Source organism: Streptomyces geranii, assembly GCF_002954775.1.
GTDB lineage: Bacteria > Actinomycetota > Actinomycetes > Streptomycetales > Streptomycetaceae > Streptomyces > Streptomyces geranii.
Genome location: NZ_PJME01000018.1, coordinates 125,562 through 148,850, shown reverse-complemented (window position 1 = coordinate 148,850; position 23,289 = coordinate 125,562). Strand labels below are relative to the sequence as shown.

Annotated in this window: 25 protein-coding genes; 16 read left to right on the top strand and 9 right to left on the bottom strand. The window is 71.2% G+C overall.

From position 1 onward, the window contains the following. The first annotated feature begins 17 nt into the window (after window positions 1–17). The 7 genes from CW359_RS24050 to CW359_RS24020 all read left to right on the top strand — a co-directional run bounded on the left by CW359_RS24050 (window position 18) and on the right by CW359_RS24020 (window position 6,388). Entirely contained in the window at window positions 18–779 is a 762-nt protein-coding gene (locus CW359_RS24050) for a HipA family kinase (protein WP_105972176.1), read from the top strand. Beyond that, the gene (locus CW359_RS24045; RefSeq protein ID WP_105972175.1) at window positions 776–1,159 is read left to right on the top strand and encodes a DUF3037 domain-containing protein; all 384 of its coding nucleotides are present in this window, start codon (window positions 776–778) and stop codon (window positions 1,157–1,159) included. The genes CW359_RS24050 and CW359_RS24045 overlap by 4 nt, the downstream gene beginning before the upstream one ends. A 162-nt stretch (window positions 1,160–1,321) precedes the next feature. Next, a complete protein-coding gene (gene fabG / locus CW359_RS24040) occupies window positions 1,322–2,083 on the top strand; it encodes a 3-oxoacyl-ACP reductase FabG (RefSeq protein WP_105972174.1) in 762 nt (253 codons plus the stop codon). A gap of 44 nt (window positions 2,084–2,127) precedes the next feature. Further along, on the top strand, window positions 2,128–2,886 hold the full coding sequence (locus CW359_RS24035) for an SDR family oxidoreductase (RefSeq protein ID WP_105972173.1): 759 nt from the start codon (window positions 2,128–2,130) through the stop codon (window positions 2,884–2,886). A gap of 326 nt (window positions 2,887–3,212) precedes the next feature. After that, window positions 3,213–4,793 carry an ABC transporter substrate-binding protein gene (locus CW359_RS24030; protein ID WP_105972172.1) on the top strand — a complete coding sequence of 527 codons (1,581 nt, stop codon included), beginning with the start codon at window positions 3,213–3,215 and terminating at the stop codon, window positions 4,791–4,793. A gap of 103 nt (window positions 4,794–4,896) precedes the next feature. After that, window positions 4,897–5,580: a uracil-DNA glycosylase gene (locus tag CW359_RS24025; RefSeq protein ID WP_105972171.1), complete on the top strand. Its 684-nt coding sequence runs from the start codon at window positions 4,897–4,899 to the stop codon at window positions 5,578–5,580. A gap of 154 nt (window positions 5,581–5,734) precedes the next feature. After that, window positions 5,735–6,388, top strand: a complete 654-nt coding sequence (locus tag CW359_RS24020) for a hypothetical protein (RefSeq protein WP_232838561.1) — start codon at window positions 5,735–5,737, stop codon at window positions 6,386–6,388. Window positions 6,389–6,488: 100 nt separating this feature from the next. On the opposite strand, the gene CW359_RS24015 is transcribed toward CW359_RS24020, so the two are convergent. Continuing rightward, complete coding sequence (locus tag CW359_RS24015; protein ID WP_105972203.1) at window positions 6,489–6,950, bottom strand: hypothetical protein; 462 nt, start codon at window positions 6,948–6,950, stop codon at window positions 6,489–6,491. A gap of 214 nt (window positions 6,951–7,164) precedes the next feature. Beyond that, the gene (locus CW359_RS24010) at window positions 7,165–7,686 is read right to left on the bottom strand and encodes a DinB family protein (protein WP_105972202.1); all 522 of its coding nucleotides are present in this window, start codon (window positions 7,684–7,686) and stop codon (window positions 7,165–7,167) included. 148 nt (window positions 7,687–7,834) lie between these two features. Between CW359_RS24010 and CW359_RS24005 the strand changes: the two genes are divergently transcribed. Then, a complete protein-coding gene (locus tag CW359_RS24005) occupies window positions 7,835–8,746 on the top strand; it encodes a Gfo/Idh/MocA family protein (protein WP_105972170.1) in 912 nt (303 codons plus the stop codon). Here CW359_RS24005 and lnt read toward each other — a convergent pair. Further along, window positions 8,664–10,238, bottom strand: coding sequence for an apolipoprotein N-acyltransferase (lnt, locus tag CW359_RS24000; protein WP_105972169.1), 1,575 nt, complete (start codon window positions 10,236–10,238; stop codon window positions 8,664–8,666). The genes CW359_RS24005 and lnt overlap by 83 nt on opposite strands. 205 nt (window positions 10,239–10,443) lie before the next feature. Then, on the bottom strand, window positions 10,444–10,935 hold the full coding sequence (locus CW359_RS23995; protein WP_105972168.1) for a nuclear transport factor 2 family protein: 492 nt from the start codon (window positions 10,933–10,935) through the stop codon (window positions 10,444–10,446). A gap of 101 nt (window positions 10,936–11,036) precedes the next feature. Between CW359_RS23995 and CW359_RS23990 the strand changes: the two genes are divergently transcribed. Continuing rightward, entirely contained in the window at window positions 11,037–11,684 is a 648-nt protein-coding gene (locus CW359_RS23990) for a DUF4291 domain-containing protein (RefSeq protein ID WP_232838560.1), read from the top strand. Window positions 11,685–11,725: 41 nt separating this feature from the next. Next, window positions 11,726–12,469: an SDR family NAD(P)-dependent oxidoreductase gene (locus tag CW359_RS23985; protein ID WP_105972167.1), complete on the top strand. Its 744-nt coding sequence runs from the start codon at window positions 11,726–11,728 to the stop codon at window positions 12,467–12,469. Between the two features lie 132 nt (window positions 12,470–12,601). On the opposite strand, the gene CW359_RS23980 is transcribed toward CW359_RS23985, so the two are convergent. After that, the gene (locus CW359_RS23980) at window positions 12,602–12,781 is read right to left on the bottom strand and encodes a hypothetical protein (RefSeq protein ID WP_105972166.1); all 180 of its coding nucleotides are present in this window, start codon (window positions 12,779–12,781) and stop codon (window positions 12,602–12,604) included. 162 nt (window positions 12,782–12,943) lie between these two features. After that, complete coding sequence (locus tag CW359_RS23975; protein ID WP_105972165.1) at window positions 12,944–13,819, bottom strand: undecaprenyl-diphosphate phosphatase; 876 nt, start codon at window positions 13,817–13,819, stop codon at window positions 12,944–12,946. 348 nt (window positions 13,820–14,167) lie between these two features. Between CW359_RS23975 and CW359_RS23970 the strand changes: the two genes are divergently transcribed. The 3 genes from CW359_RS23970 to CW359_RS23960 are packed head-to-tail and all read left to right on the top strand — an operon-like array spanning window position 14,168 to window position 17,066. Further along, the gene (locus tag CW359_RS23970; RefSeq protein WP_198655356.1) at window positions 14,168–15,388 is read left to right on the top strand and encodes a Gfo/Idh/MocA family protein; all 1,221 of its coding nucleotides are present in this window, start codon (window positions 14,168–14,170) and stop codon (window positions 15,386–15,388) included. After that, window positions 15,385–16,320 (top strand): DUF6807 domain-containing protein, encoded by a 936-nt coding sequence (locus CW359_RS23965; protein WP_105972163.1) that lies wholly within the window; start codon window positions 15,385–15,387, stop codon window positions 16,318–16,320. The genes CW359_RS23970 and CW359_RS23965 overlap by 4 nt, the downstream gene beginning before the upstream one ends. Then, window positions 16,314–17,066 carry a cupin domain-containing protein gene (locus tag CW359_RS23960; protein WP_232838559.1) on the top strand — a complete coding sequence of 251 codons (753 nt, stop codon included), beginning with the start codon at window positions 16,314–16,316 and terminating at the stop codon, window positions 17,064–17,066. The genes CW359_RS23965 and CW359_RS23960 overlap by 7 nt, the downstream gene beginning before the upstream one ends. Window positions 17,067–17,093: 27 nt before the next feature. On the opposite strand, the gene CW359_RS23955 is transcribed toward CW359_RS23960, so the two are convergent. Next, window positions 17,094–17,879 (bottom strand): TVP38/TMEM64 family protein, encoded by a 786-nt coding sequence (locus tag CW359_RS23955; protein ID WP_105972162.1) that lies wholly within the window; start codon window positions 17,877–17,879, stop codon window positions 17,094–17,096. 130 nt (window positions 17,880–18,009) lie between these two features. Between CW359_RS23955 and CW359_RS45405 the strand changes: the two genes are divergently transcribed. The 3 genes from CW359_RS45405 to CW359_RS23945 all read left to right on the top strand — a co-directional run bounded on the left by CW359_RS45405 (window position 18,010) and on the right by CW359_RS23945 (window position 20,430). Next, entirely contained in the window at window positions 18,010–18,186 is a 177-nt protein-coding gene (locus CW359_RS45405; RefSeq protein WP_157968626.1) for a hypothetical protein, read from the top strand. Window positions 18,187–18,318: 132 nt separating this feature from the next. Further along, a complete protein-coding gene (gene tuf, locus CW359_RS23950) occupies window positions 18,319–19,488 on the top strand; it encodes an elongation factor Tu (RefSeq protein ID WP_105972161.1) in 1,170 nt (389 codons plus the stop codon). Window positions 19,489–19,584: 96 nt separating this feature from the next. Further along, on the top strand, window positions 19,585–20,430 hold the full coding sequence (locus CW359_RS23945; protein WP_105972160.1) for a spermidine synthase: 846 nt from the start codon (window positions 19,585–19,587) through the stop codon (window positions 20,428–20,430). 31 nt (window positions 20,431–20,461) lie between these two features. Here the strand turns inward: CW359_RS23945 and CW359_RS23940 are convergent, their stop codons facing one another. Together CW359_RS23940 and CW359_RS23935 are read right to left on the bottom strand one after the other, a co-directional pair. Then, window positions 20,462–21,793 (bottom strand): MFS transporter, encoded by a 1,332-nt coding sequence (locus CW359_RS23940; protein WP_105972159.1) that lies wholly within the window; start codon window positions 21,791–21,793, stop codon window positions 20,462–20,464. Between the two features lie 287 nt (window positions 21,794–22,080). Next, window positions 22,081–23,256 carry a DUF8017 domain-containing protein gene (locus CW359_RS23935; RefSeq protein ID WP_157968625.1) on the bottom strand — a complete coding sequence of 392 codons (1,176 nt, stop codon included), beginning with the start codon at window positions 23,254–23,256 and terminating at the stop codon, window positions 22,081–22,083. Window positions 23,257–23,289 lie beyond the last annotated feature (33 nt).

Below are 23,289 nucleotides of genomic sequence, written 5' to 3'. Positions count from 1 at the left end.
CCCAGTAACCTGGGGCGATGCTCAAGGAAGTCATCGCGACCCGCTACATCACGCCGCTGCGCGAGGGCGGTTCGCTGCCGGGGCTCGTCGAGGCCGACGATCTCGGAGCGTATGTCATGAAGTTCAGGGGGGCGGGGCAGGGTCGTAAGACGCTCGTCGCCGAAGTCGTGTGTGGGGAGCTGGCCCGGCGGCTGGGGCTGCGGGTGCCGGGGCTGGTGACCGTCGGCCTCGACCCGGTGCTGGGGCTCGGTGAGCCCGACGAGCAGGTGCAGGGGCTGCTCCGGGCGAGCGGTGGCACCAACCTCGGCATGGACTTCCTGTCGGGGGCGCTCGGCTTCGACCCGCTCGCCTTCGCGGTGAGCGCCGAGGAGGCAGGCCGGGTGGTGTGGTTCGACGCGCTCGTCAACAACGTCGACCGGTCCTGGCGCAACCCCAACCTGCTGATGTGGCGGGAGGAGCTGTGGCTCATCGACCACGGCGCCACGATGATCTGGCACCACAACTGGCCCGGCGCCAAGGCCTCCGCCGCCAAGCCGTACGACGTCTCCGAGCACGCCCTCGCCCGGTTCGGCCCCGACCTCGCCTCCGCCGCCGCCGAACTGGCCCCCCTGGTCACCGGGGAACTGCTCGCCGAGGTCACCGCCGAGATCCCCGACGAATGGCTCGCGGACGAACCCGGGTTCGACTCGCCGGACGCCCTCCGCCGGGCCTACGCGGAACCGCTCCTCGCGCGCGCCCCCGTCATCCACGAGCGGATCACCCACGGGAGGACCGCATGAGCGGCCGGGACGTCTACGAGTACGCGCTGCTGCGGGTCGTACCGCGGATCGAACGCGGGGAGTGCGTCAACGCCGGTGTCCTCGTGTACTGCCGGGCCAAGTCCTTCGTCACGGCCCGTACGCATCTCGACGAGGGCAGGCTGCGGGCGCTCGACCCCGCCGTCGACATCGCCGGGGTACGGGCCGCCCTGAGCGCCGTCGAGGGGGTCTGCGCGGGCGGGGACGCCGCGGGCCAGGCGGCGCCCGACGACGCCGGGCGGCGCTTCCGCTGGCTGATCGCGCCGCGCTCCACGGTCGTCCAGCCGGGCCCCGTGCACACCGGGCTCACCACCGACCCGCACGCCGAGGCGGAGCGACTCCTCGACCTGCTGGTCAGGTGACGACAGGTAATGGCTCACACCGGCGTGACATGCGTTGACACCGGGTGCCAGGACTTCTAGCGTCACATGCGCTGAAGGTACTAAGCGGTCGCTCACCCGAGGGCGTACCGTGGACCGCAGGCTTTTCAAGGCCGAACTTTTCAAGGGCGAGGAGAACCAGCAATGTCCACCACAGAGCAGCGGGTCGCCGTGGTCACCGGCGGGGCGCGCGGCATCGGCGCCGCGACCGCCGTACGACTGGCGGCGGAGGGCCGCGCCGTCGCGGTGATCGACCTCGACGAGGCCGCCTGCAAGGACACCGTCGAGACGATCACCGCCGCCGGTGGCAGGGCGATCGCCGTCGGCTGCGACGTCTCCGACGAGGCGCAGGTCGCGGCTGCGGTCACCCGTATCGCCGAGGAACTGGGCGGACCCACGATCCTCGTCAACAACGCGGGCGTCCTGCGCGACAACCTGCTCTTCAAGATGAGCGTGTCAGACTGGGACACGGTCATGAACGTCCATCTGCGCGGCGCCTTCCTGATGTCGAGGGCCTGTCAGAAGTACATGGTCGACGCCAAGTTCGGGCGGATCGTCAACCTGTCCTCGTCCTCCGCCCAGGGCAACCGCGGCCAGGTCAACTACTCCGCCGCCAAGGCCGGTCTCCAGGGCTTCACCAAGACCCTCGCCCTCGAACTCGGCAAGTTCGGCGTCACGGCGAACGCCGTCGCCCCCGGCTTCATCGCCACCGACATGACCGCGGCCACCGCCGAGCGCGTCGGCATGGGCTTCGAGGACTTCAAGGCCGCCGCCGCGACCCAGATCCCGGTCCAGCGCGTGGGCAACCCGGACGACATCTCCAACACCATCGCCTTCTTCACCGGCGAGGCCGCCGGATTCGTCTCCGGCCAGGTGCTGTACGTCGCCGGCGGACCGCTCGACTAGGGCTGAGGAACTCAGGGACAACCGGGGCTTAGGGACTTAGGGACATGACGACTGTGGAACTCTCGGGCAAGGTCGCGCTCATCACGGGCGCCAGCCGGGGCATCGGATACGGCATCGCCGAGGCGCTCCTCGCGCGCGGGGACCGGGTCTGCATCACCGGGCGCAACGAGGACGCCCTCAAGGAGGCCGTCGAGGCACTCGGTGCCGACCGGGTCATCGGCGTGGCGGGCAAGGCCCACGACGAGGCCCACCAGGCCGTCGCCGTCGAGCGCACCCTGGAGGCGTTCGGGCGCGTCGACCACCTCGTGAACAACGCCGGTACGAACCCGGTGTTCGGGCCGATCGCCGACCTCGACCTCAACGTGGCGCGCAAGGTCTTCGAGACCAACGTCGTCTCGGCGCTCGGCTTCGCCCAGAAGACCTGGCACGCCTGGCAGAAGGACAACGGCGGCTCGATCGTCAACATCACGTCCGTCGCCGGACTTTCCGCCTCACCGTTCATCGGCGCGTACGGCATCAGCAAGGCCGCCATGGACAACCTGACGCGGCAACTGGCACACGAGTACGCGCCCCGGGTGCGGGTCAACTCGATCGCGCCGGCGGTCGTGAAAACGAAGTTCGCGCAGGCGCTCTACGAGGGCCGCGAGGAGGAGGCCGCTGCCGCCTACCCGCTCGGCCGGCTCGGCGTACCCGCCGACATCGGCGGCGCCGCCGCGTTCCTCACCTCGGCCCAGGCCGACTGGATCACCGGCCAGACCCTCGTGGTCGACGGCGGCATCTTCCTCAAGGCCGGGCACAACTGACGTAACCGGGACCGGTACGGAGTGGGCGGGCGTTCGTCGGGAGACGGGCGCCCGTCGCCGTTTCCTCCGGAGTCGATTTTTACGTCTGCTTTGCCATTTACCGGAAGATGAGCGGCGATAAGTCTCCATGTCGACCACCGCAAAGTTATGCGCCCCGGCTGACAGAAAATGCTTCTGTGTCGACGTGCGAGGTCACACCCTCCGAGGACCCCGTCGTCCGATTCACGCTGATCAAGTGGCCTACCAGGAAGCTGGACCACCCACTGGGGCACTGCGGTATGGTCTGCCGACCGTTGGCTTGGTATGGCAGATCGAGGAGCGTGCACGTGTTCAACCGGAACCGGGGCCTGCGGCAGGTGGCGGCAGCCGCGTCCATATCCATGGTCGCCGGATGCGGGGTCTTCTCCTCCGACTCCTCCGGCGACGGCGGGCCGATCGTGGTGGGGACGACCAGTGAGCCCAGCACCCTGGACCCGGCGGCGTCCTGGGACAACTCGTGGGAACTGTTCCGCAACGTCCACCAGACCCTGCTGAACTTCACCACCGGCGGGACCGAGCCCAAGCCCGACGCCGCCAAGAGCTGCGCGTTCACCGACAGTTCGAGCACGGTGTACAGCTGTGAACTGCGCGACGGCCTGACCTTCTCGAACGGGCACGAGCTGAACGCGCAGGCGGTCAAGTACTCGATCGACCGGATCAAGAGGATCAACGTCAACGGCGGTCCCGCCGGACTGCTGACCAGCCTCGACCGGATCGAGGTGAAGGGTGACCGCGGACTCGTCTTCCATCTGAACCAGGCCGACGCGACCTTCCCCTTCGTCCTCTCCACCCCCGCCATGTCGATCGTCGACCCCGACGACTACCCCGCGAAGTCGCTCCGCGAGGACGGCAAGGTCAGCGGCTCCGGGCCGTACACCCTGGAGTCCTACAAGGAGGGCGACAAGGCCGAGCTGGTCAGGAACGACAGCTACAAGGGCATCGCGGACCCCAAGAACGACGCCGTCACCATCCGCTACTTCCAGCTGTCGTCGGACATCGCCAACGCGCTGCGGGAGAAGAAGATCGACGTCATCTACCGCGGTCTCGCCGCCGCGGACATCGTCGACATCCAGGACAACGAGAAGGAGGAGGGCCTCCAGCTCGTCGAGAACGCCACCACCGAGATCAGCTACCTGGTGTTCAACCCCAAGGACCCCTGGTCCAACAAGCTGTCGGTCCGCCGGGCCATCGCCCAGGTCGTCGACCGCCCGGCGCTCGCGCACAACATCTACAAGGACACCGTCGAGCCGCTGTACTCCATGATCCCCAAGGGTCTGGTCGGCCACACCACGGGCTTCTTCGACGACTTCGGCAACCCCAGCTCCTCCAAGGCCAGGCAGATCCTCCTGGAGGACGGCATCACCGAGCGGGTCCCGCTGACCCTCTGGTACACGAGCGACCGCTACGGCTCCCAGACCAAGCCCGCCTTCGAGGAACTGAAGCGCCAGCTGGATGACTCCGGCCTGTTCACCGTGACGCTCCAGAGCCGCCCCTGGAAGACCTACGTGGACGGCTACCAGAAGGGCGAGTACCCGGTCTTCGGGCGCGGCTGGTTCCCCGACTTCCCCGACGCCGACAACTTCATCGCCCCCTTCGTGGGCGAGCAGAACGCCCTCGGTACGCCGTACACCTCGCCCCAGATCACCAACACCCTGCTGCCCGAGTCCCGCCGGGAGAGCGACCGCGGGGCCGTGGGCGAGCAGTTCGAGGAGGCCCAGCAGATCCTCCTGGACGACGCCCGCCTGCTGCCGCTGTGGCAGGGCAAGCAGCATGTGGCGGCGAACGAGGAGATCGGCGGCGCCGAGGTGTCCATCGACCCGGCGACGATGATGGTGATGTGGGAGCTGTACTGGAAGACCAGCTGGTAGCGCGGTCGAAGGTCCGAGTACGGCGGACTCCGGGGCCCGTTGTCAGTGGGCGCCGGTAGGTTCTTCGGTGAGTGGAACACACCGCACATCGGAGGAAGTTCACGTGACCGACATCGCCATGCTGCCCGAGTCCTGGCGCGGCGTCCTGGGTGACGAGCTGCAGCAGCCCTACTTCAAGGAGCTGACCGAGTTCGTCGAGGAGGAGCGGACACGGGGGCCGGTCTTCCCTCCTCGCGACGAGGTTTTCGCCGCGCTCGCCGCGACACCGTACGACCAGGTGAAGGTCCTGATCCTCGGTCAGGACCCCTACCACGGCGAGGGCCAGGGACACGGCCTGTGCTTCTCCGTGCGGCCCGGTGTGAAGACCCCGCCCTCGCTCCGCAACATCTACAAGGAGATGAAGGAGGAGCTGGGCACACCGGTCCCCGACAACGGCTATCTGATGCCGTGGGCCGAGCAGGGCGTGCTGCTGCTCAACGCGGTGCTCACGGTCCGCTCCGGTGAGGCCAACTCGCACAAGGGGCAGGGCTGGGAGAAGTTCACGGACGCGGTGATCCGGGCCGTGGCCGACCGTCCCGACCCGGCGGTCTTCGTCCTGTGGGGCAACTACGCCCAGAAGAAGCTCCCCCTGATCGACGAGGAGCGGCACGTGGTGGTGAAGGGGGCGCACCCGTCGCCGCTGTCGGCGAAGAAGTTCTTCGGCTCCCGTCCGTTCACCCAGATCAACGAGGCGGTGGCCGGCCAGGGCCACGACCCGATCGACTGGACGATCCCGAACCTGGGCTGACGCCCGGGCGGTGAGCCGGGCCGCCGGGCCGGTCCCCCTCCGTCACGGGGCCGGTCCGCCGCCGGACCGGCCCGGCTCACCGGGATTGTCAGTGGGTGCCGTTAGCGTCGCCAGGGACAGTGGGCAGTGCGCGTCGGACAGGGCGGAGGGTGCGGTGACGGAGCGGCAGGAGCAGGTGGCGTCGGATCCCTTGATGACCCGGATCGGACAGGCCGTCATGTTGCATCACGGCGGTGACCGCGAGGAGGCGAGGGGGCGCTTCCTGGGGCTGTGGGCGGAGATCGGCGAGGACGGCGACCCGCTGCACCGTTGCACCCTGGCGCACTACATGGCGGACACCCAGGACGACCCCTCGGACGAACTGGCGTGGGACCTGCGGGCGTTGTCGGCGGCGCAGGAACTGTCCGACGAACGGGTCGCGGAGGTCGTCCGGCACGAAGGTGCGCTCGCGGTACGAGCCCTGTACCCCTCGCTGCACCTCAACCTCGCCGCCGACTACGTCAAGCTGGACCGCCCCGACGCCGCCCGCACCCACCTCCGCCGCGCCCGCGCCGCCGCCGACGCCCTGGGCGACGACAGCTACGGCGACGGGGTCAGGGCGGCCATCGGGCGGCTGGAGCTGCGGTTGGGGGACGGGGAGGGGGAGGGAGACGAGGACTCCTCCGGAGGAACAGGCGGAGGCGGGGGAGGAGCCGACGGGGGATCGGGCGGTGGGCGCGGTGGCGGGCCGGGCGGTGGGCCGTCGGGCCGTGGGTCGGGCGGTCGGCTGGGCGGGGGTTCCTGGGGCCCGCCCAGACAGCGGCCTTAGCGACCCGCCCGCGACAGCGGCTCCAGCGATACGCCGGCGGCAGCGGGCCTGGGGCGACCGTGGCACGGGGACACCCGCACCACCTCCCCGCCCCGGCGCCTCAACGCCCGTACGCCTCCTTGCAGATGACCGTCTGGGGACTGTCCTTGCCCCAGCCGCCGTACTTCTTGCCCAGCGCGCACACGTCCGCGTTCTCGCGTACCGGGCGGGACACGTCCGGGAGTTCGACGCGGGGCTGGCTGTGGCGGCGTTCCGGCTTCGGCGGGCGCTGCTTCGGTTTGGTGCGGCGGGGCGGGGGCGCCGGAGCGGCGGCCGGTGCGGGCGGCGGTGCCACGGCCGCCGGGTGCTGCGGCTCGTCCGGGGACCGTGGCGTCCGTACGGCCTGGGTGGGTGTGTGGTCGGGGCCGATCAGCTCCAGGGCCTCCCGGGCGGGCGCCTGCACGATCTGCGGTTCGGCCAGGACGGCCGGGCGGGGCACCGACGTCCGGGACGGTGTCGGGAGCGGGCCCGGAGCGGTCGGGTGCTGGATCGTGACGCAGCCGGAGAGGGCCGTGACAGCCACGGTCACAAGGAGCGTTGCGGTGGTCGTCGTTCGATGCACCCGCGCAACTCTGCTGGGTCGGCGCCGATTCGGAACCCGTGGACAGGCGGAGGATGCCCCACACGGGTGATCTCCGGCCCCGTACGGAGTGCGCGGGGCGGCTCCGGCTGACGGCCGCCCCGCGCCTCGACGCGCATCCCCGCTGTGCCGTGTGCGCTCGCTCGGTCGCCGTTGCTCAGTCGCCCGTCGCGCCGTCGAGCCGTTCGCGGATCAGGTCGGCGTGGCCGTTGTGGCGGGCGTACTCCTCGATCATGTGGGTGTAGAGCCAGCGCAGGTTGAACGGTTCGCCGGTGTAGCGGCTGTTGCCCCGGGTGAGATCGTCAAGGCCGAAGCCCGCGCAGTTGCGCCGGGCGATCTCGATCTCGGCCTGCCAGGTGCCGTACGCCTCCTGCCAGCTGTCCGCCTCGGTGAGATGGAACTCGCCGTCCCGGTCCTCCTCGGTGTAGTAGATCGGCCCCGGATCGTCGCCCGTCAGCACCTTGCGGAACCAGCCCCGCTCCACCTCCGCCATGTGCCGCACCAGCCCCATGAGGGACAGCTCGGAGGGCTCCACGGCGGCGGTGCGGAGCTGGGCGTCGGTCAGGCCCTCGCACTTCCACGCCAGGGTCTGCCGGTGGTACTCCAGCCAGCCCTCCAGCATGGTGCGTTCGTCGGCGTTCTGGGCGGGTTCGCTGCGCTGCGTCTGCGACTCTGTCATGCGGGCATCGTGGCCCACCCAGGCCGCCCCCACCACGCGTTTTCCGTCGGCCCGGCCGGTCGGCGGGGCCGACGGCGGCCGTATGCTTCCGGCAGAACCCCGCCATGACCCGGCATGCCCCCGCCGGGCAACCGCTGAAGGAGACCCCGTGAAGGTCGGCTGCATCGGACTCGGTGACATCGCGCGGAAGGCGTATCTGCCGGTGCTGGGCGCCCGGCCCGGGGTCGAACTGCACCTGCACACGAGGACGCCCGCCACCCTGACCCGGGTCGCCGACGAACTGCGCCTGCCGGCCGGGCAGCGGCACACCGACCTGGACGCCCTCATCGCCCAGGGCCTCGACGCCGCCTTCGTGCACGCGCCCACGACCGTGCACCCGGAGATCGTGACGAGGCTGCTGGAAGCGGGCGTACCGACGTACGTCGACAAGCCGCTCGCCTACGAACTCGCCGAATCGGAGCGGCTGGTGCGGCTGGCGGAGGAGCGCGGGGTGTCGCTCGCGGTCGGCTTCAACCGGCGTTTCGCGCCCGGCTACACCCAGTGCGCCGACCACCCGCGCGAGCTGATCCTGATGCAGAAGAACCGCATCGGCCTGCCCGAGGAACCCCGCGCGATGATCCTCGACGACTTCATCCATGTCGTGGACACACTGCGGTTCCTGGTGCCGGGCCCGGTCGACGACGTCACCGTGCGCGCCCGCACCGAGGGCGGACTGCTGCACCACGTCGTGCTCCAACTGTCCGGGGACGGCTTCACCGCGCTGGGCGTGATGAACCGGCTCAGCGGCTCGGCCGAGGAGATCCTCGAAGTGTCCGGACAGGACACCAAGCGTCAGGTCGTCAACCTCGCCGAGGTGATCGACCACAAGGGGCAGCCGACGGTACGGCGGCGCGGCGACTGGGTGCCGGTGGCGCGGCAGCGCGGCATCGAACAGGCGGTGCTGACCTTCCTCGACGCCGTGCGCGCGGGCAAGGTGCTCAGCGCCCGGGACGCACTGGCGACTCATGAACTGTGCGAGCGGGTGGTACGAGCGGTGCGGGCACGGATCGACGCCGCCTGAGCCCGCGTACGCCCTCGACGCCACCGAGGACGAGGAGCACGAGCACGGCCGTGTACACCGGCCAGGCGCCGAGACGGACGTACGGCGTGACACCCCGGGCCAGCGGTACGTCGTACACCGCCGCCGTGCTCGCCTCGGTGCCGAGCCAGGAGCCGACGCGTTCGCCGCTCGGGCCGTAGACGGCGGAGACGCCGGTGAGCGTGGCGTGCACCATGGGCCGGCCGGTCTCGGCGGCGCGCAGGGCGGCGATCGACGCGTGCTGCTCGGGGGCCCAGCTGTGCTGGAACGACGAGGTGGACGACTGGGCGATCAGCACCTGGGCGCCGTCCTTGGCGAGGTTGCGGCTCATGTCCGGGAACGCGGACTCGAAGCAGACCATGGGCCCGACGCGCAGCCCGCCCCCGACGTCCATGACCACCTGCGCGCTGCCGCGCCTGCGGTCCTCGCCCGCCGCCTTGCCGACGGAGGTGGCCCAGCCCAGCAGCGAACGCGCCGGAATGTACTCACCGAACGGCACCAGCCGCATCTTGTCGTACCGGTCACCGGTGGGTCCGTCCGGACCGACGAGCACCGAACTCTTGTAGATACCGGGCCGGTCGGAGCGTCTGGCATCGACGTTGACCAGGATGTCGGTGCCGGTGGTCCGGGAGAGCGAGGCGAGCCGTTGCGCGAGATCGGGACGGTCGGCGAGGTCGTAGCCGACGCTGCTCTCGCCCCAGACGACCAGATCGAGGTCCTGACCGGCCAGCCGCCGGGTGAGCGCCTCCTCGCGAGCGAACCGCTTCTCGGCGCTGCCGGCCCCGTCGACGATCCCCGGCTGCACGACGGCGATCCGCACCCGCCCGTCCACGTCCGGCCGAGGCGACCACACCCATACGGCGGAGGTGACGGCGGCGGTGGCAACGAGCCCGGCAACCGCCGGAACCCGGGCCTCGCGCACGGCGACCAGGACGGCGACCGCGACGTTCACGGCGACGACCAGGAAGCTGAGCAGCCACACCCCGCCGACCGAGGCGAGCCGCAGCGCGGGCGAGACCTGCCACTGGCTGGATCCGATCATGCCCCAGGGCCCACCGAGCCCCTGCCACGAGCGCACCAGCTCGACCATGAGCCACCCCGAGGGCAGTACGAGGAGCGAGGCGGCGATCCGCCCGGCAGAGGCCCGCCCCGCCAGGAACCGTCGTACAAGCACACCCCAGGGCGCCCACAGCGCGCCCAGCAGCGCCGCGATGACGACCGTGAAGACATGCAGGCTCGGCAGCAACCAGTGATGCACGGCCAGCATGAACCCGAGCCCGCCGAACCAGCCGTCGTACGCGGCCCGTTTGCCGGTCGGCGCGGACCGGACGAGCAGGATCCAGGGCACGAGGGCGACATAGGCGAACCACCAGAGGGCGGGCGCGGGAAAGGCGAACATCGGCAGCGCACCGGCGAGGGCGGCGACGAGGGAACGACGCCAAGGGGAGGCGGTCCAGTGGCCGGGCAAGTTCATACGGCGCCTCCTACCAGTCGATTCCCCGGGATCGATCACCCGCTCAACTCCCCGGTCGGTTACCCGGCCGGTGGGTCCAGTGTGCGCGGTGTGGACGATCTCGGGCCAGCAGGACTCCGGCCAGGGACGGGGATTCCTCGTATTGGCGTACGGCGGCCGGTCCGGGGGAGACGAGGAGAGGCGAGGGAGGCCTCGGATCGGGTGTTCAGTGGCGGGCGGCCCCCGGCACGTCGGCCGGCGAGCGCCGCCACTTCTCCTGGACGACGACCTCACGCAGCCGCCACCCGTCCCGCGTACGTACGACTGCGAAGTCGTACCGTCCCCCGCAGACGAAGTCGGGCGCGGTGGACCCGGTTTCGCCGTTCCGGTCGGCGAGGCGCATGGGGTTGACGTAGTCGGCCTGGACGCGGGCCGTGTCACCGGTGTCCTGCTCCAGAAGGCCGAAGCGGACCCGGCGGTTGACGATCAGATGCTGCCGCATCGGAAACAGCTCCATGCTCCGCGCAAGCCACCCGGCAACCTGCGGCGCGTCCCCCTCGATCCCCCCGGCCGACCGGTAGTCCGCCCGCCCGTCCGGCGCGAACAGCCCCAGATACGCCTCCCAGTCACCATCGTCGACGGCCACCGCGTACTCGGTGACGAGTCCGTCCAGGGAGAGCCGGTCCATCACGGTCGCTAGCTCCACACGCTGCGTCATCGGCTCAGTGTTGGGTACGGGGCGGGTGGAGCCAAGGGGAGTGCGGGTATATCGCGGATATTCGGTGGCGGTGGAGGGTGTCCGGCTCCGAGGCTGGTCGCGTGAATGATCAGACAGTCAACCTGCCCGACGAACAGAATCCCGTCATCTCCGCAGAACAGGAACCCAAGTTCCGCGTGCGCGCCCGCCATACGACGTCCACAGTGACCGTCTACCAGGCCTACCGCCCGGAGATCGGGCTGGCGGCGGCACGGGAGGGGCGGTTTCCGGCGGCGTGGAAGCGGGACCGGATGACATGGATCAAGCCCTCCTTCACCTGGATGATGTACCGCTGCGGCTGGGGCACCAAGGAGGGCCAGGAGACCGTGCTGGCCGTCGAGATCAGCCGTGAGGGGTTCGTGTGGGCGCTGCGGAACTCGTGTCTGTCGCACTACGTTCCCGCGCTGCACGGGAACCGGGCCGACTGGAAACGGCAGTTGAGGCGGGCGGCGACGCGGGTGCAGTGGGACCCTGAGCGGAGTCTTCGGCTCGATCCGTTGCCCTACCGGTCCCTGCAGTTGGGGCTTTCGGGGGAGGCTGCGGCGCGGTACGCCGACGAGTGGATCGTCGGGATCGAGGATGTGACGGCGCTCGCCGCCGAGATCCACGGGCATGTGCGGGCGGGTCAACTGGACCTCGCGGCCGAGCTGTTGCCGGTCGAGCGGCCCTACCCCCTCGACGCCGACGTGCTCGCGCACCTGCGACCGTAGATCCACTAGATCCATTGCCTTGGAAAGTAGGAGGTACGTCCATGAGCCCGTCACCCGTCACCGTCGTCACCGGTGGCAGTCGTGGTATCGGTGCCGCGATCTGTCTGCGGCTCGCCGCCGATGGGCACGACGTCGCCGTGGGGTACGTGCGGGACGCTCTCGCCGCCGAGGCGGTCGCCGAGGGGGTGCGGGCGGCGGAGGTGCGTTGTGTGACCGTCGCGGTGGACACCTCCGTCGAGGCGGATGTCGACCGGCTGTTCGATGTCGTCGAGGAGCGGCTCGGGCCCGTCACCGGGCTGGTGAACAACGCCGGGGTCACCGGTCGGCTCGGCAAGCTCGTCGACGCCGACTCCGCCGATCTGCGGCGCGTCGTGGACGTCAACCTGCTTGGCACGCTGCTCTGTTCGCGTCGCGCCGCGCGGGACATGACGGCTCGCGGTACCGGCGTCATCGTGAACGTGTCCTCCGCCGCCGCCACCCTCGGTGCCCCCGGCGAGTACGTCCACTACGCCGCCACCAAGGCCGCTGTCGACGCGCTCACCGTGGGGCTGGCCAAGGAACTCGGGCCGGACGGCGTCCGCGTCAACGCCGTTGCCCCGGGCGTCATCGACACCGAGATCCATGCTGCGATGGGCGATCCGGACCGGGCGAAACGCGCCGCCGCGACCATTCCGCTCCGCCGGGCGGGGCAGGCCGACGAGATCGCCGCTGCCGTCGCCTGGTTGATGTCCGCCGAGGCCTCGTACGCGACCGGCGCGGTCCTTCGGGTGTCGGGCGGGCGCTGACGCCGCGTCAAGGGCAGGGGGCAGTGGGCAGCGGGTGGTGAGTGGTGGCTCATTGTCACCATCTGGTGGTCTACGAGGCTGTCGTGCCCGCCTTCGACAGGCGGCCTGCCCTGCTGCCCGCCGCCCCCGCCCTCACGCCGCCTCGATCACCTCGCCGCGTATCGCCGCGGCCCACTTGACCACCAACCCCTCGTACTCCTCCCGCTCCTGGGGCGAGAGCGAGCCGCCCGCGCGGAGCCAGAGCGCGCGGATCTGCTCGTTCAACACGGCAGCGGACCGCACGGAACCAGGGGTGAGGGAGTCGGGGGACATGCGCACCAGCGTAGGCGCAAGGACTGACACTGCGCTACCAAGTGGCTACTCGATCGGTATGTGGTTGGTCACGGTCGCCACCCGGAGCGGTACCGGCTGAGCCGGAGGACTCCCCGGCTCAGCCGGAGGAGGACTCCCCGGCCCGCCCGAGGACTTCCCCGCTCAGCCCGAGGACTCCGCCGCGTGCGGGCTCAGTGCGCCCGTCGCCACCAGGGCGATGATCACGATGCCCAGGACGATCCGGTAGTACACGAACGGCATGAACGACTTCGTCGAGATGAACTTCATGAACCATGCGATCACCGCGTAGCCCACCGCGAACGCGATCACCGTCGCGAACGCCGTCGGTCCCCAGGACACATGGCCGCCCTCCGACGCGTCCTTCAGTTCGAACACGCCCGAGGCGAGCACCGCCGGCATGGCCAGCAGGAAGGAGTAACGGGCCGCCGCCTCGCGGGTGTAGCCCATGAACAGGCCGCCGCTGATGGTCGCGCCCGAGCGGGAGACGCCGGGGACCAGTGCCATCGCCTGGCAGAGGCCGTAGATGAGGCCGTCCCGGACGTTCAGGTCCTTCAGGCCCTTGCGTTCCTTCGCCGCGCGGTGCTTCCCGCCCGTCTCGTCGCGGGCCGCGAGGCGGTCGGCGACGCCGATGACGATGCCCATCACGATCAGCATCGTCGCCGTGATCCGGAGATCGCGGAAGGGGCCCTCGATCTGGTCCTTCAGGGTGACCCCCAGGACGCCGATCGGGATCGAGCCGACGATCACCAGCCAGCCCATCTGGGCGTCGTGGTCGCTGCGCATCGCCTTGTTGGTGAGCGAGCGGAACCATGCCGAAAGGATCCGCCCCACGTCCTTGCGGAAGTAGATCAGCACCGCCGCCTCCGTGCCCAGCTGGGTGATCGCGGTGAACGCGGCACCCGGGTCCTCCCAGCCGGAGAAAGCGGCCGTCAGGCGCAGATGCGCGCTGGAGGAGACGGGGAGGAATTCGGTCAGCCCCTGGACGAGTCCGAGGATGAGGGATTCAAACCAAGACATGAAGTTACGTGGTCCAAGCGCTGATCGTGGAAGGGCCGACGGACACACGAGGCCGTTTGTGAGAGGTGAAGATCGGCGGAGATCACGTGTGTTGGGGGCAGCCTAGCGGCCCCCGGTGACAGGCCGAGCACAGGGGGCGGGGTCAAGGGGTGGCAAAGGGCCGAGTGCGTCGTGGCGCTCGCCCGCCTCATCCACCCGGTGGACACCCCTGCCGTGGTGTTGACCGACCGCTTAAACGGAACATACGTTGCCAGCTTGGGGAAAGCGCTTGCTGCCCCCTGCGGGTCCGGAGTCGTCAGGCGCCTGCCCGCGTCAGACGTCACGTCCGATGGAGTGCTGATCACGCCCATGGCCCCACCCGCAAGCAGCCCCGCCCCCACACCGCCCCCACTCGGTTCCCCCGCGCCGCTCCCGCCCCTCACCGGCCGCCGTATCCGCGCCGCGATCATCGGGGCGGGCGCCATCGGGCGCGGGTCGCATCACCCGGCGCTCGCGCAGCTCGCCGCCGAGGGTGAGACGGAGGTCGTCGCGGCGGTCGACATCAGCGCCGACGCGGTGAAGGCGTTCTGCGCGGAGAGCGGGATCCCGCACGGCTACACCGACCTGGACCAGATGCTCCGGGAGCAGCGGCCCGACCTGGTGACCATCTGTACGCCGCCCACCCTGCACCGCGAGCAGACGGTGGCCGCGCTGCGCGCCGGGGCCTGGGTGTGGTGCGAGAAGCCGCCGGTGCCGACGCTCGCCGACTTCGACGCCATCGAGGCGGAGGAGGGGCTCGGGGGCGGCCCGTACGCCTCGATCGTCTTCCAGCACCGCTTCGGCTCCGCCTCCACCCATGTACGGCGGCTGCTCGCCGAGGGCGCTCTGGGCCGGCCGCTCGTCGTCCACTGCCAGACCACCTGGTACCGCGACACCGCCTACTACGCCGTGCCCTGGCGCGGGCGTTGGGCGACCGAGGGCGGCGGTCCCGCCATGGGACACGGCATCCACCAGATGGACCTGCTTCTCGACCTGCTCGGGCCCTGGAGCGAGGTGCGCGGCATGGCCGGGCGGCTCGTGCACGACGTCGAGACCGAGGACGTCTCCACCGCGCTCGTCCGGTTCGCGAACGGCGCGCTGGGCACCGTCGTCAACAGTGTGCTCAGCCCCGACGAGGTCAGCCGTATCCGCATCGACTGCGAGCGCGCCACCGTCGAACTCACCCATCTCTACGGGCACTCCAACGCCGACTGGACCATCACCCCGGCGCCGGACGTCCCGGCGGCGGAGGTGGCCGCCTGGCGCGACTTCGGCCCGGACGTGCCGAGTTCGCACCTCGCGCAGCTGCGCGAACTCGTCGTGAGCATGCGCGCCGGTGAACGGCCGCGCAGCAGCGGCGCCGACGGGCGGACCAGCCTGGAGCTGATCACCGCGCTGTACAAGTCCGCCTTCACCGACACGACCGTCAAGGCCGGCGACATCGGACCGGGCGACCCCTATTACGCGGCGCTGCACGGCGGGGCGTCCGGCTGGGCGCCCGCCGAATCCGTCAAGGTGTCCGGATCAGCTACCGAGGAGGCGTCCGCGTGACCACGTCCACCGGCCTGCGCATCGTCCACGCGCACGGCGACCGCATCACCGTGACCGAACCCGTCACCGGGGTCGAGCTGTTCAGCTACGTGTACGGCGCCGAGGCTGCCTGGGAGGCGCCGAAGCCGTATCTGCACCCGATCCGGACGCTCGCCGGAAACGTTGTCACCGACTACCGGCCCAACGACCACCGCTGGCACAAGGGCCTCCAGCTGACGGCCTCGCACCTGTCGGGGGCGAACCTCTGGGGCGGCAACTCCTATGTGCACGGCGAGGGTTACCTCGCCCTCCCCGAGCGCGTCGGCTCGATGGCGCACGTCGGCTTCGACGAGGTCGCCTCGGCGGACGGCCGGGTCGTCATCGCGGAGCGGCTCACCTGGCACCCGTACAGCGGGGAGCTGTGGGCGGAGGAGGAGCGGCGGGTCGAGGTGCACGACGTCGATCCGGCGGCCGGGTCCTGGGCGCTGACCTGGACGAGCGCGATCACCAACCGGCGTGCCGAGCCGCTGCTCTTCGGCAGCCCGACCACCGCCGGGCGCGAGGCGGCGGGCTACACCGGCCTGTTCTGGCGCGGCCCGCGCGCCTTCCGGGACGGTCGGATCGTCGGCCCCGACGCCGAGGGACCCGAGCTGATGGGCGCGCAGACGCCGTGGCTGGCGTACTCCGGCGAGTTCGACGGCGCCGACGGCCACGCCACGCTCGTCTTCGCACACGCGCCCGAGAACGACCACCTGGGTGCCGAAGGCGCCCACCCCGCCCACTGGTTCGTGCGCAACGAGCCGTTCGCCGCCATGGCGCCCTCCTGGGCCTTCTACGACGAACTGGCGCTGGCGCCCGGCGACACCCTCACCCGCCGCTACCGGATCGTCGTCGCCGACGGCGAGTGGGAGCGCGAGGGCGTCGCCAAGTACCTCGCGGAGCACCCGTGGTGAGCCCGGGGGCGGACGGAACCGGCGCAACCGCCTTCGCCGGGCTGCCGGGTGGCGTCGCCGTCTCGCGTCTCTCCGTCTACGACTGGCCCGCCGCCGACGGTGTCTGCGGCGGAACTCCCCATATGCATCTGACCTGTTCGGAGGCGTACGTCGTCACGGGCGGGCGCGGCGCGGTGCAGACGCTCACCACCTCCGGGTACGAGGTGACACCGCTCGCCGCCGGTACGGTCGCCTGGTTCACGCCGGGCACCATCCACCGGCTGGTCAACGAGGACGACCTGCGCATCACCGTCCTCATGCAGAACAGCGGGCTGCCCGAGGCCGGCGACGCGGTGCTCACGCTGCCGCCGAAGTACCTCGCCGACCCGGAGACGTACGCCGCCGCGACCGTGATCCCGGCTGACGCGCCCGTCGCCGAGCAGGAACGTGTCGCCCGCGCCCGGCGCGATCTGGCCCTTGAGGGGTACCGGGCGCTGCGGGACGCGGAGGGACCGGAGGCGCTGGCCGCCTTCCACGAGGCGGCGGCTGCTCTCGTACGGCCCAGGCTCGCGGACTGGCGCGAACGCTGGCGGCGCGGTGCCGAGGCGGCGGCCGGTGCGACGGGCGACCAGCTCGACCGGCTCGAACGGGGCGATGCGTCCCACCTCGCGGATGCCGTCGTACGGGCCGAACAGCCTTCGGCGCACGGGAAGTTCGGGATGTGCGGGCGACTGGACGTGTACGACGTCCACCAGGGCGCCCCGTAAGGAGGGACGCCCGGGACCTTGCCCGGCTCAGGCCGCGCGCAGGTGATGTCGCTTGCGCCAGGCCACCACGGTGCCCGCCACGGCCGGTACGGCGATGAAGGCCATCGCGATCAGGAAGGCGGGGGAGGTCGGCGACGAGGCACGGGCGCCCGCGACGACGTACGCGGCCGTGTTCGGGATCGAGCCGAGGGCCGTCGCGAGCAGGAACGGCAGCCAGCCCATACGGGAGACGGCGGCGCAGTAGTTCGCGGCCCAGAAGGGCACCCCGGGGAACAGCCTCGCCGCCATCATCGAGCGGAAGCCGTGCCGGCTGAGCTGGCCGTCCGCCGCCCGGAGCCAGCGGGCGCGCAGCAGCGGGCGCAGCGCGTCCTGGCCCAGGACGCGGCCCAGGCCGAAGGCGGCCCCCGCCCCCAGGACCGTACCCGCGAGGGCGGTCGCGAGGCCCACCTGGGAGCCGAAGAGCGCCCCCGCCGCGAGATTCAGCAGCGGGCGCGGCACGAACGCCACGGTGCACAGTCCGTACGCCGCTCCGAAGACGACCGCTGCGGCGGCACCGCCGACCTGTGGCGGCCAGCCGTCGGCGAGCAGGTGCTGTGGCTTGAAGAGGAGCACGCACGACGCCGCGGCGGCGAGCAGCGCCACGAGGAGCGACAGCCGGGACCATGGCGAGAGCAGTGCTCTCGTGCAGCGCGCGGTTAGGCCGCCGGGTGGGGCGACGATGATCACGGGAGCGGTGAGCGGGGGAAGCTCCGTGGCGGTGGCCTGGGGAGTGGCCGTGGCGGTGCCCCCAGAGCGGGTGTGGGCATCGAGCATTCGGCGAGGCTATCCGAGGAGCATGTGTGATCGCCGTATGGTTCGTCTCAACGGGGGAACAGTGAGTGGAACTCCCGGCGCGTCGAGTGACACGTGCGCCCGCACGCTGCGGAAACGGCACACCGGTGACATGCGCCACTGGTCCGCGGAGGAACCGGCGGAAAACCATTCGACGTCCGGTGACGCGTCGGCGATGATCGGCCTCATGTTCCGGTACGCCTTCCTCCTCGCAGCATCCGCGGTCGCGGATGCCCCGAAGGCTGCCGTCCCGATCATCGCGGCAGCCGTCGACGGCGCCCGAAGCTGACCCTTCCCGGATCGTCCGGCGGACCCCGCAGGGGGAGGGTCGGCGAACTTCCTCGGGGTCCCCGTCCCGGCCGCGTTCTCCGCGCCGGGGCCATCAGTGAAGTACCGCTGGAAAAGGCTTCGAGGTACCGCCATGTCCAAGACGGCATACGTCCGCACGAAACCGCATCTCAACATCGGCACGATGGGCCACGTCGACCACGGCAAGACCACCCTGACCGCCGCCATCACCAAGGTGCTCGCCGAGCGCGGCTCCGGCACGTTCGTCCCGTTCGACCGGATCGACCGCGCTCCGGAGGAGGCCGCGCGCGGCATCACCATCAACATCGCGCACGTCGAGTACGAGACCGACACCCGCCACTACGCTCACGTGGACATGCCGGGCCACGCCGACTACGTCAAGAACATGGTCACCGGCGCCGCGCAGCTCGACGGGGCGATCCTCGTCGTTTCCGCGCTCGACGGGATCATGCCGCAGACCGCCGAGCACGTGCTGCTGGCCCGGCAGGTGGGCGTCGACCACATCGTCGTCGCCCTCAACAAGGCCGACGCGGGCGACGAGGAACTGACCGACCTGGTCGAGCTGGAGGTGCGTGACCTGCTCACCTCGCAGGGGTACGGCGGCGACACGGTACCCGTCGTACGGGTCTCGGGGCTGAAGGCGCTCGAAGGGGACCCGCGCTGGACGGCGTCGATCGACGCGCTGCTCGACGCCGTGGACACGTACGTGCCCATGCCCGAGCGATATCTGGACGCGCCCTTCCTGCTGCCCGTCGAGAACGTGCTCACCATCACCGGCCGCGGGACCGTGGTCACCGGCGCGGTCGAGCGCGGCACCGTGCGGGTGGGCGACCGGGTCGAGGTGCTCGGCGCGGGGCTGGAGAGCGTCGTGACCGGACTGGAGACCTTCGGCAAGCCCATGGAGGAGGCGCAGGCCGGGGACAGCGTCGCGCTGCTGCTGCGCGGGGTGGCGCGCGACGCGGTGCGGCGAGGGCATGTGGTCGCGGCGCCGGGGAGTGTGGTGCCTCGGCGGCGGTTCTCGGCGCAGGTGTATGTGCTGTCGACGAGGGAGGGCGGGCGTTCCACGCCCGTCTCCACCGGGTATCGGCCGCAGTTCTACATCCGTACGGCGGATGTCGTGGGGGATGTGGATCTCGGTGCGGTGGGGGTGGCTCGGCCCGGGGAGACGGTCGCTGTGACCGTCGAGCTGGGGCGGGAGGTGCCCTTGGAGGCGGGGCTCGGGTTCGCCATTCGTGAGGGTGGGCGGACCGTGGGGGCTGGGACTGTGACCGCCGTGGAGTGAGGGGGCTTGGGTGCGTGGGGGACTGCGGGCCGGTTGTGGCTGGTCGCGCAGTTCCCCGCGCCCCTTCCCGGGACTGCCTCCAGGCACAATTGGGAGGTGACCGAGTCTCTTCCCGTTGGCCGTGCCGTTGATCATGGGTTTGCCAAGCTGATGCCCGATGTCGACCGGGAGCGTGCCTGGTTGCTCACCGTCGACGGGGCTCCTCAGTCGTATGTCGATCTGGATGAGCCGGCTCATCTGGAGTTCGAGTACGCGCGGCGGCTCGGGCATGTGCTGGACACCGTCGCCGAGCCGGGGCTGGCGCTGGACGTGCTGCACCTCGGTGGGGGTGCGCTCACGCTGCCCCGGTACGTCGCCGTCACGCGGCCCGGGTCCCGGCAGGATGTCGTCGAGGCCGACCGGGGGCTGCTGGAACTGGTCGAGGAGCAGCTGCCCCTGCCCGAGGGCTCGGGCGTCGCCCTGCACGCGGCCGATGCCCGGGCCTGGCTCGAAGCCGCCCCCGACGACTCCGCCGATGTGCTCGTCGCCGATGTGTTCGGCGGCTCGCGCGTACCGGCGCATCTGACGTCCCTCGGGTACGCCGAACAGGCCGAGCGGGTGCTGCGCGCCGACGGTGTCTATCTCGCCAACCTCGCCGACTCCGCGCCCTTCGCCTTTCTGCGGTCCCAACTCGCCACGTTCTCCGAGGTGTTCGAGGAGCTGGCGCTGATCGCCGAACCGGGTGTGCTGCGGGGGCGGCGGTTCGGGAACGCGGTCCTCGTCGCCGCGCACCGGCCTCTGGACCCGGCCGCGCTGTCCCGGCGCGTCGCCGCCGACGCCTTCCCCGCCCGCCTCGAACACGGGCCCGCGCTACGGGACTTCATCGGGGGAGCCGCACCCGTCAGGGACGAGGACGCGGTGCCGTCGCCCGAGCCGCCGCAGGGGGCGTTCGGTATCGGGTGAGGTGCGAGAGACAGGGGACGGGGTGTGGGGATCAGCTGCCCGTGCTCTTCAACTCGCCCTGTGCCAAGGTCTCTTGAGCTTGCTCCCGGGTCACCTGCTTCGTACGGCGGGTGAGGTTCCGTACGTCCGGTACGCACAGGGCCGCCGCCGTCACCAGGGTGATCAGGGCCGCGCAGCCCCACAGGGACGCCGTACGGCCGAAGGCGGTTTCCGCCGGGCCCGCCAGGGCCATGGCGAGGGGGAGCATCGCCACCGAGCCGAACCAGTCGTACGCGGCGACCCGGGAGAGCTTGTCCTCGGGGATCTCCTGATGCAGGGCGGTCATCCAGTTCACGCCGAACACCTCCTCCGCCAGGCCGGTCACGAACATGACCAGGCACAGCACGGCCACCGGTACCGGTACGGCGAGCGCGGCGGCCGGCAGGGCGAGGGGGAACACGCAGAGGGTTCCGGCGAAGAGCAGACGGCGTGGTTTCCAGCGCATCATCAGTACGGCGCCTGCGACCGTGCCCGCGCCGAACACGGCCAGCGCCAGCCCCCAGGGCCCCGCCCCGCCGAGGCTGTCGCGGGCCACGAGCGGGCCGTAGACCGACTGGGCGGCACCGATCAGCGCGTTGGCGACGGCGAACTGGACGACGATCGCCCACAGCCACGGACGTCCGGCGAACTCCCGCCAGCCCTCCCGCAGATCGGCGAGCATGCCGCCGCCCGGTTCGCGCGCCGGGATGTGACTCACGTCGAGGAAGGAGCGCAGGGCACCCGCGACCGCGAAGGCCGCCGCGTCCACCGCGAGGACCCAGCCCGGACCGAGTACGGCGACCATCGCGCCGCCGAGGGCAGCGCCGCCCATCGCCGCGCTCTGCATCGACATCCGGAACACCGCGAAGGCACGGGCGGCCTGCTCGCCCTCCACCGAGGACAGCAGCATGCCCTCGGCCGCCGGGCTGAAGAACGCGTGCGCGGTGCCGCCGAGGGCGGTGAGGGCCATCATCTGCCAGAGTTGGGGGTCGCCGGCCAGGACGAGCACCGCGAACGCCGCCTGCGAGAGGCAGTTGAGAGCGTTGGCGGCGACCATCACATGGTGCCGGGGGAGCCGGTCCGCGACCGCGCCGCCGATCAGCAGGAACAGCACCAGGGGCAGGGTCCGGGCCGCCGCCACCAGACCCACGTCACCGGCGTCGCCGCCCGCCTCCAGCACGGCGAACGCGGCGGCGACCAGGCTGCCGTTGCTGCCGAGGTTCGTCACGCCCGCCGAGACGGTCAGCAGGACGTAGTTGCGGCTCGCCCATGAGGGGCGGCGCCGCGGGCGTCCGGCGGGGGAGCCCGGGGAGCCGGGGGAGGTGCGGGAGTCGGCGGAGGTCACCGGGCGACTATCGCGGGCCGCCGACGACTTGCCAATCCGTTTTCCGACCGACGACGACCTGCGGCGCCCGCGACCTCCCGGTTTCGGCCGGTCACCGGAACCGGCCCCGCCCCAGGTCGTGTCCGTAAGGTCCCGTCGTCCGCCGGGAGAGCACGCGGGTCACGGCCCGGCACGCCGAGCGCACGCTCCCCACTCTCGACGGCGCTCGACCGGGGCCCCACGACGCCGCGGAGCCACCCTTCGGGCGCCGACGGGAATGCGACGACAGGACCTGGCACTCCCGCCGCTCACGCCCCGGTGGGGTCCCCGTGCAGGCGTACCGTGCTCAGGATCTGCATGATCGTCTTTTCGGGGACCTCGCCGGTGACGCCCGAGGCGCCGTACAGGCTCCACGCCACGTAGTCGCCGGCCGAGTTCTTGAAGCCGAAGGTGATGGCCTTGCCCTCGCTGGCGCACTTGCCCTTGGCGGGCGTGTTCTCCGAGTGGGCGCGGGCGAGGGCGCCCACGACACCGGACTTCGTCGTGTAGGGCGTCGCCTTCTCGTCGAAGACCAGGCTCTTCTTGTCCGGCTGCGTGTAGCCGCCGTAGACCCACCAGGGGACCTGGTTGACGGCCACCTCGTCGGCGTTCTTCGCGCCGCTCGCGCCCTTGGTGCCCACCGCCGCGAGCGCGGTGTCCGACGTACGGCCGTCCTTGTCGTCGTCCGACACGCACCACTTCGACTTGTAGAACGCGGGCGCCGACATGGTGATGATCGGCTTGGCGTCGGCCTTGGCGTCGGTCTCCTCGAAGCCGATCAGGGTGCCGGGCGACTTCACCTCCCAGTCCGCCGGTACGTCGAAGGCCGTGCCCCACTTGGGATTCACGACGACCTTCCAGCCGGCGACGGTCGGCTGCTCGGCCTCGGAGTTCCTCGGGTTGTCGTCCGAGGCGGAGGAGGAAGCGGAGGCGGAGGTGGAGGTGGACGGGGCGGCGGAATCGCCGGTGTCGGTGGCCGCCGAGGCGGGTGCGGACTGGCCGCCCTTGTCGCCGGAGCCCGCCTGGTCCTCCTTGTCGCCGCCCAGGACCAGGAATCCGGTCACCCCGGCCGTGAGCACGACCGCGATCGCCGCGACGATCGCGGTGATCTTCGTCCGGTTGTCGCCGCCGCCGTCTCCGCCGGACGGGGGCTGCGGGGTGCCCATCGGGGCGGGGGTGCCCCAGCCCGGCTGCTGCTGCGGGGGCTGGGCATAGGGGTTGGGCGCGGGATACCCGGGCTGGGGATGGGCGGGCTGGGGATGCCCGGTGTGCGGGTACCCGGCCTGCGGATTCCCGGTCTGCTGGTATCCGGGTTGCTGGTACGGGTTCGGCTGCTGATAGCCCGGCTGCTGATACGGATTGTGCGGCGGGACCTGCGCGTGCTGCGGGCTCTGCGGGTCCTGCGGGTTCTGCTCGCCCCCGGGCGGCTGCTGTTCTGGCCACATGGCCGGTAACGATAACGGGGGCCGGGGGCGGGT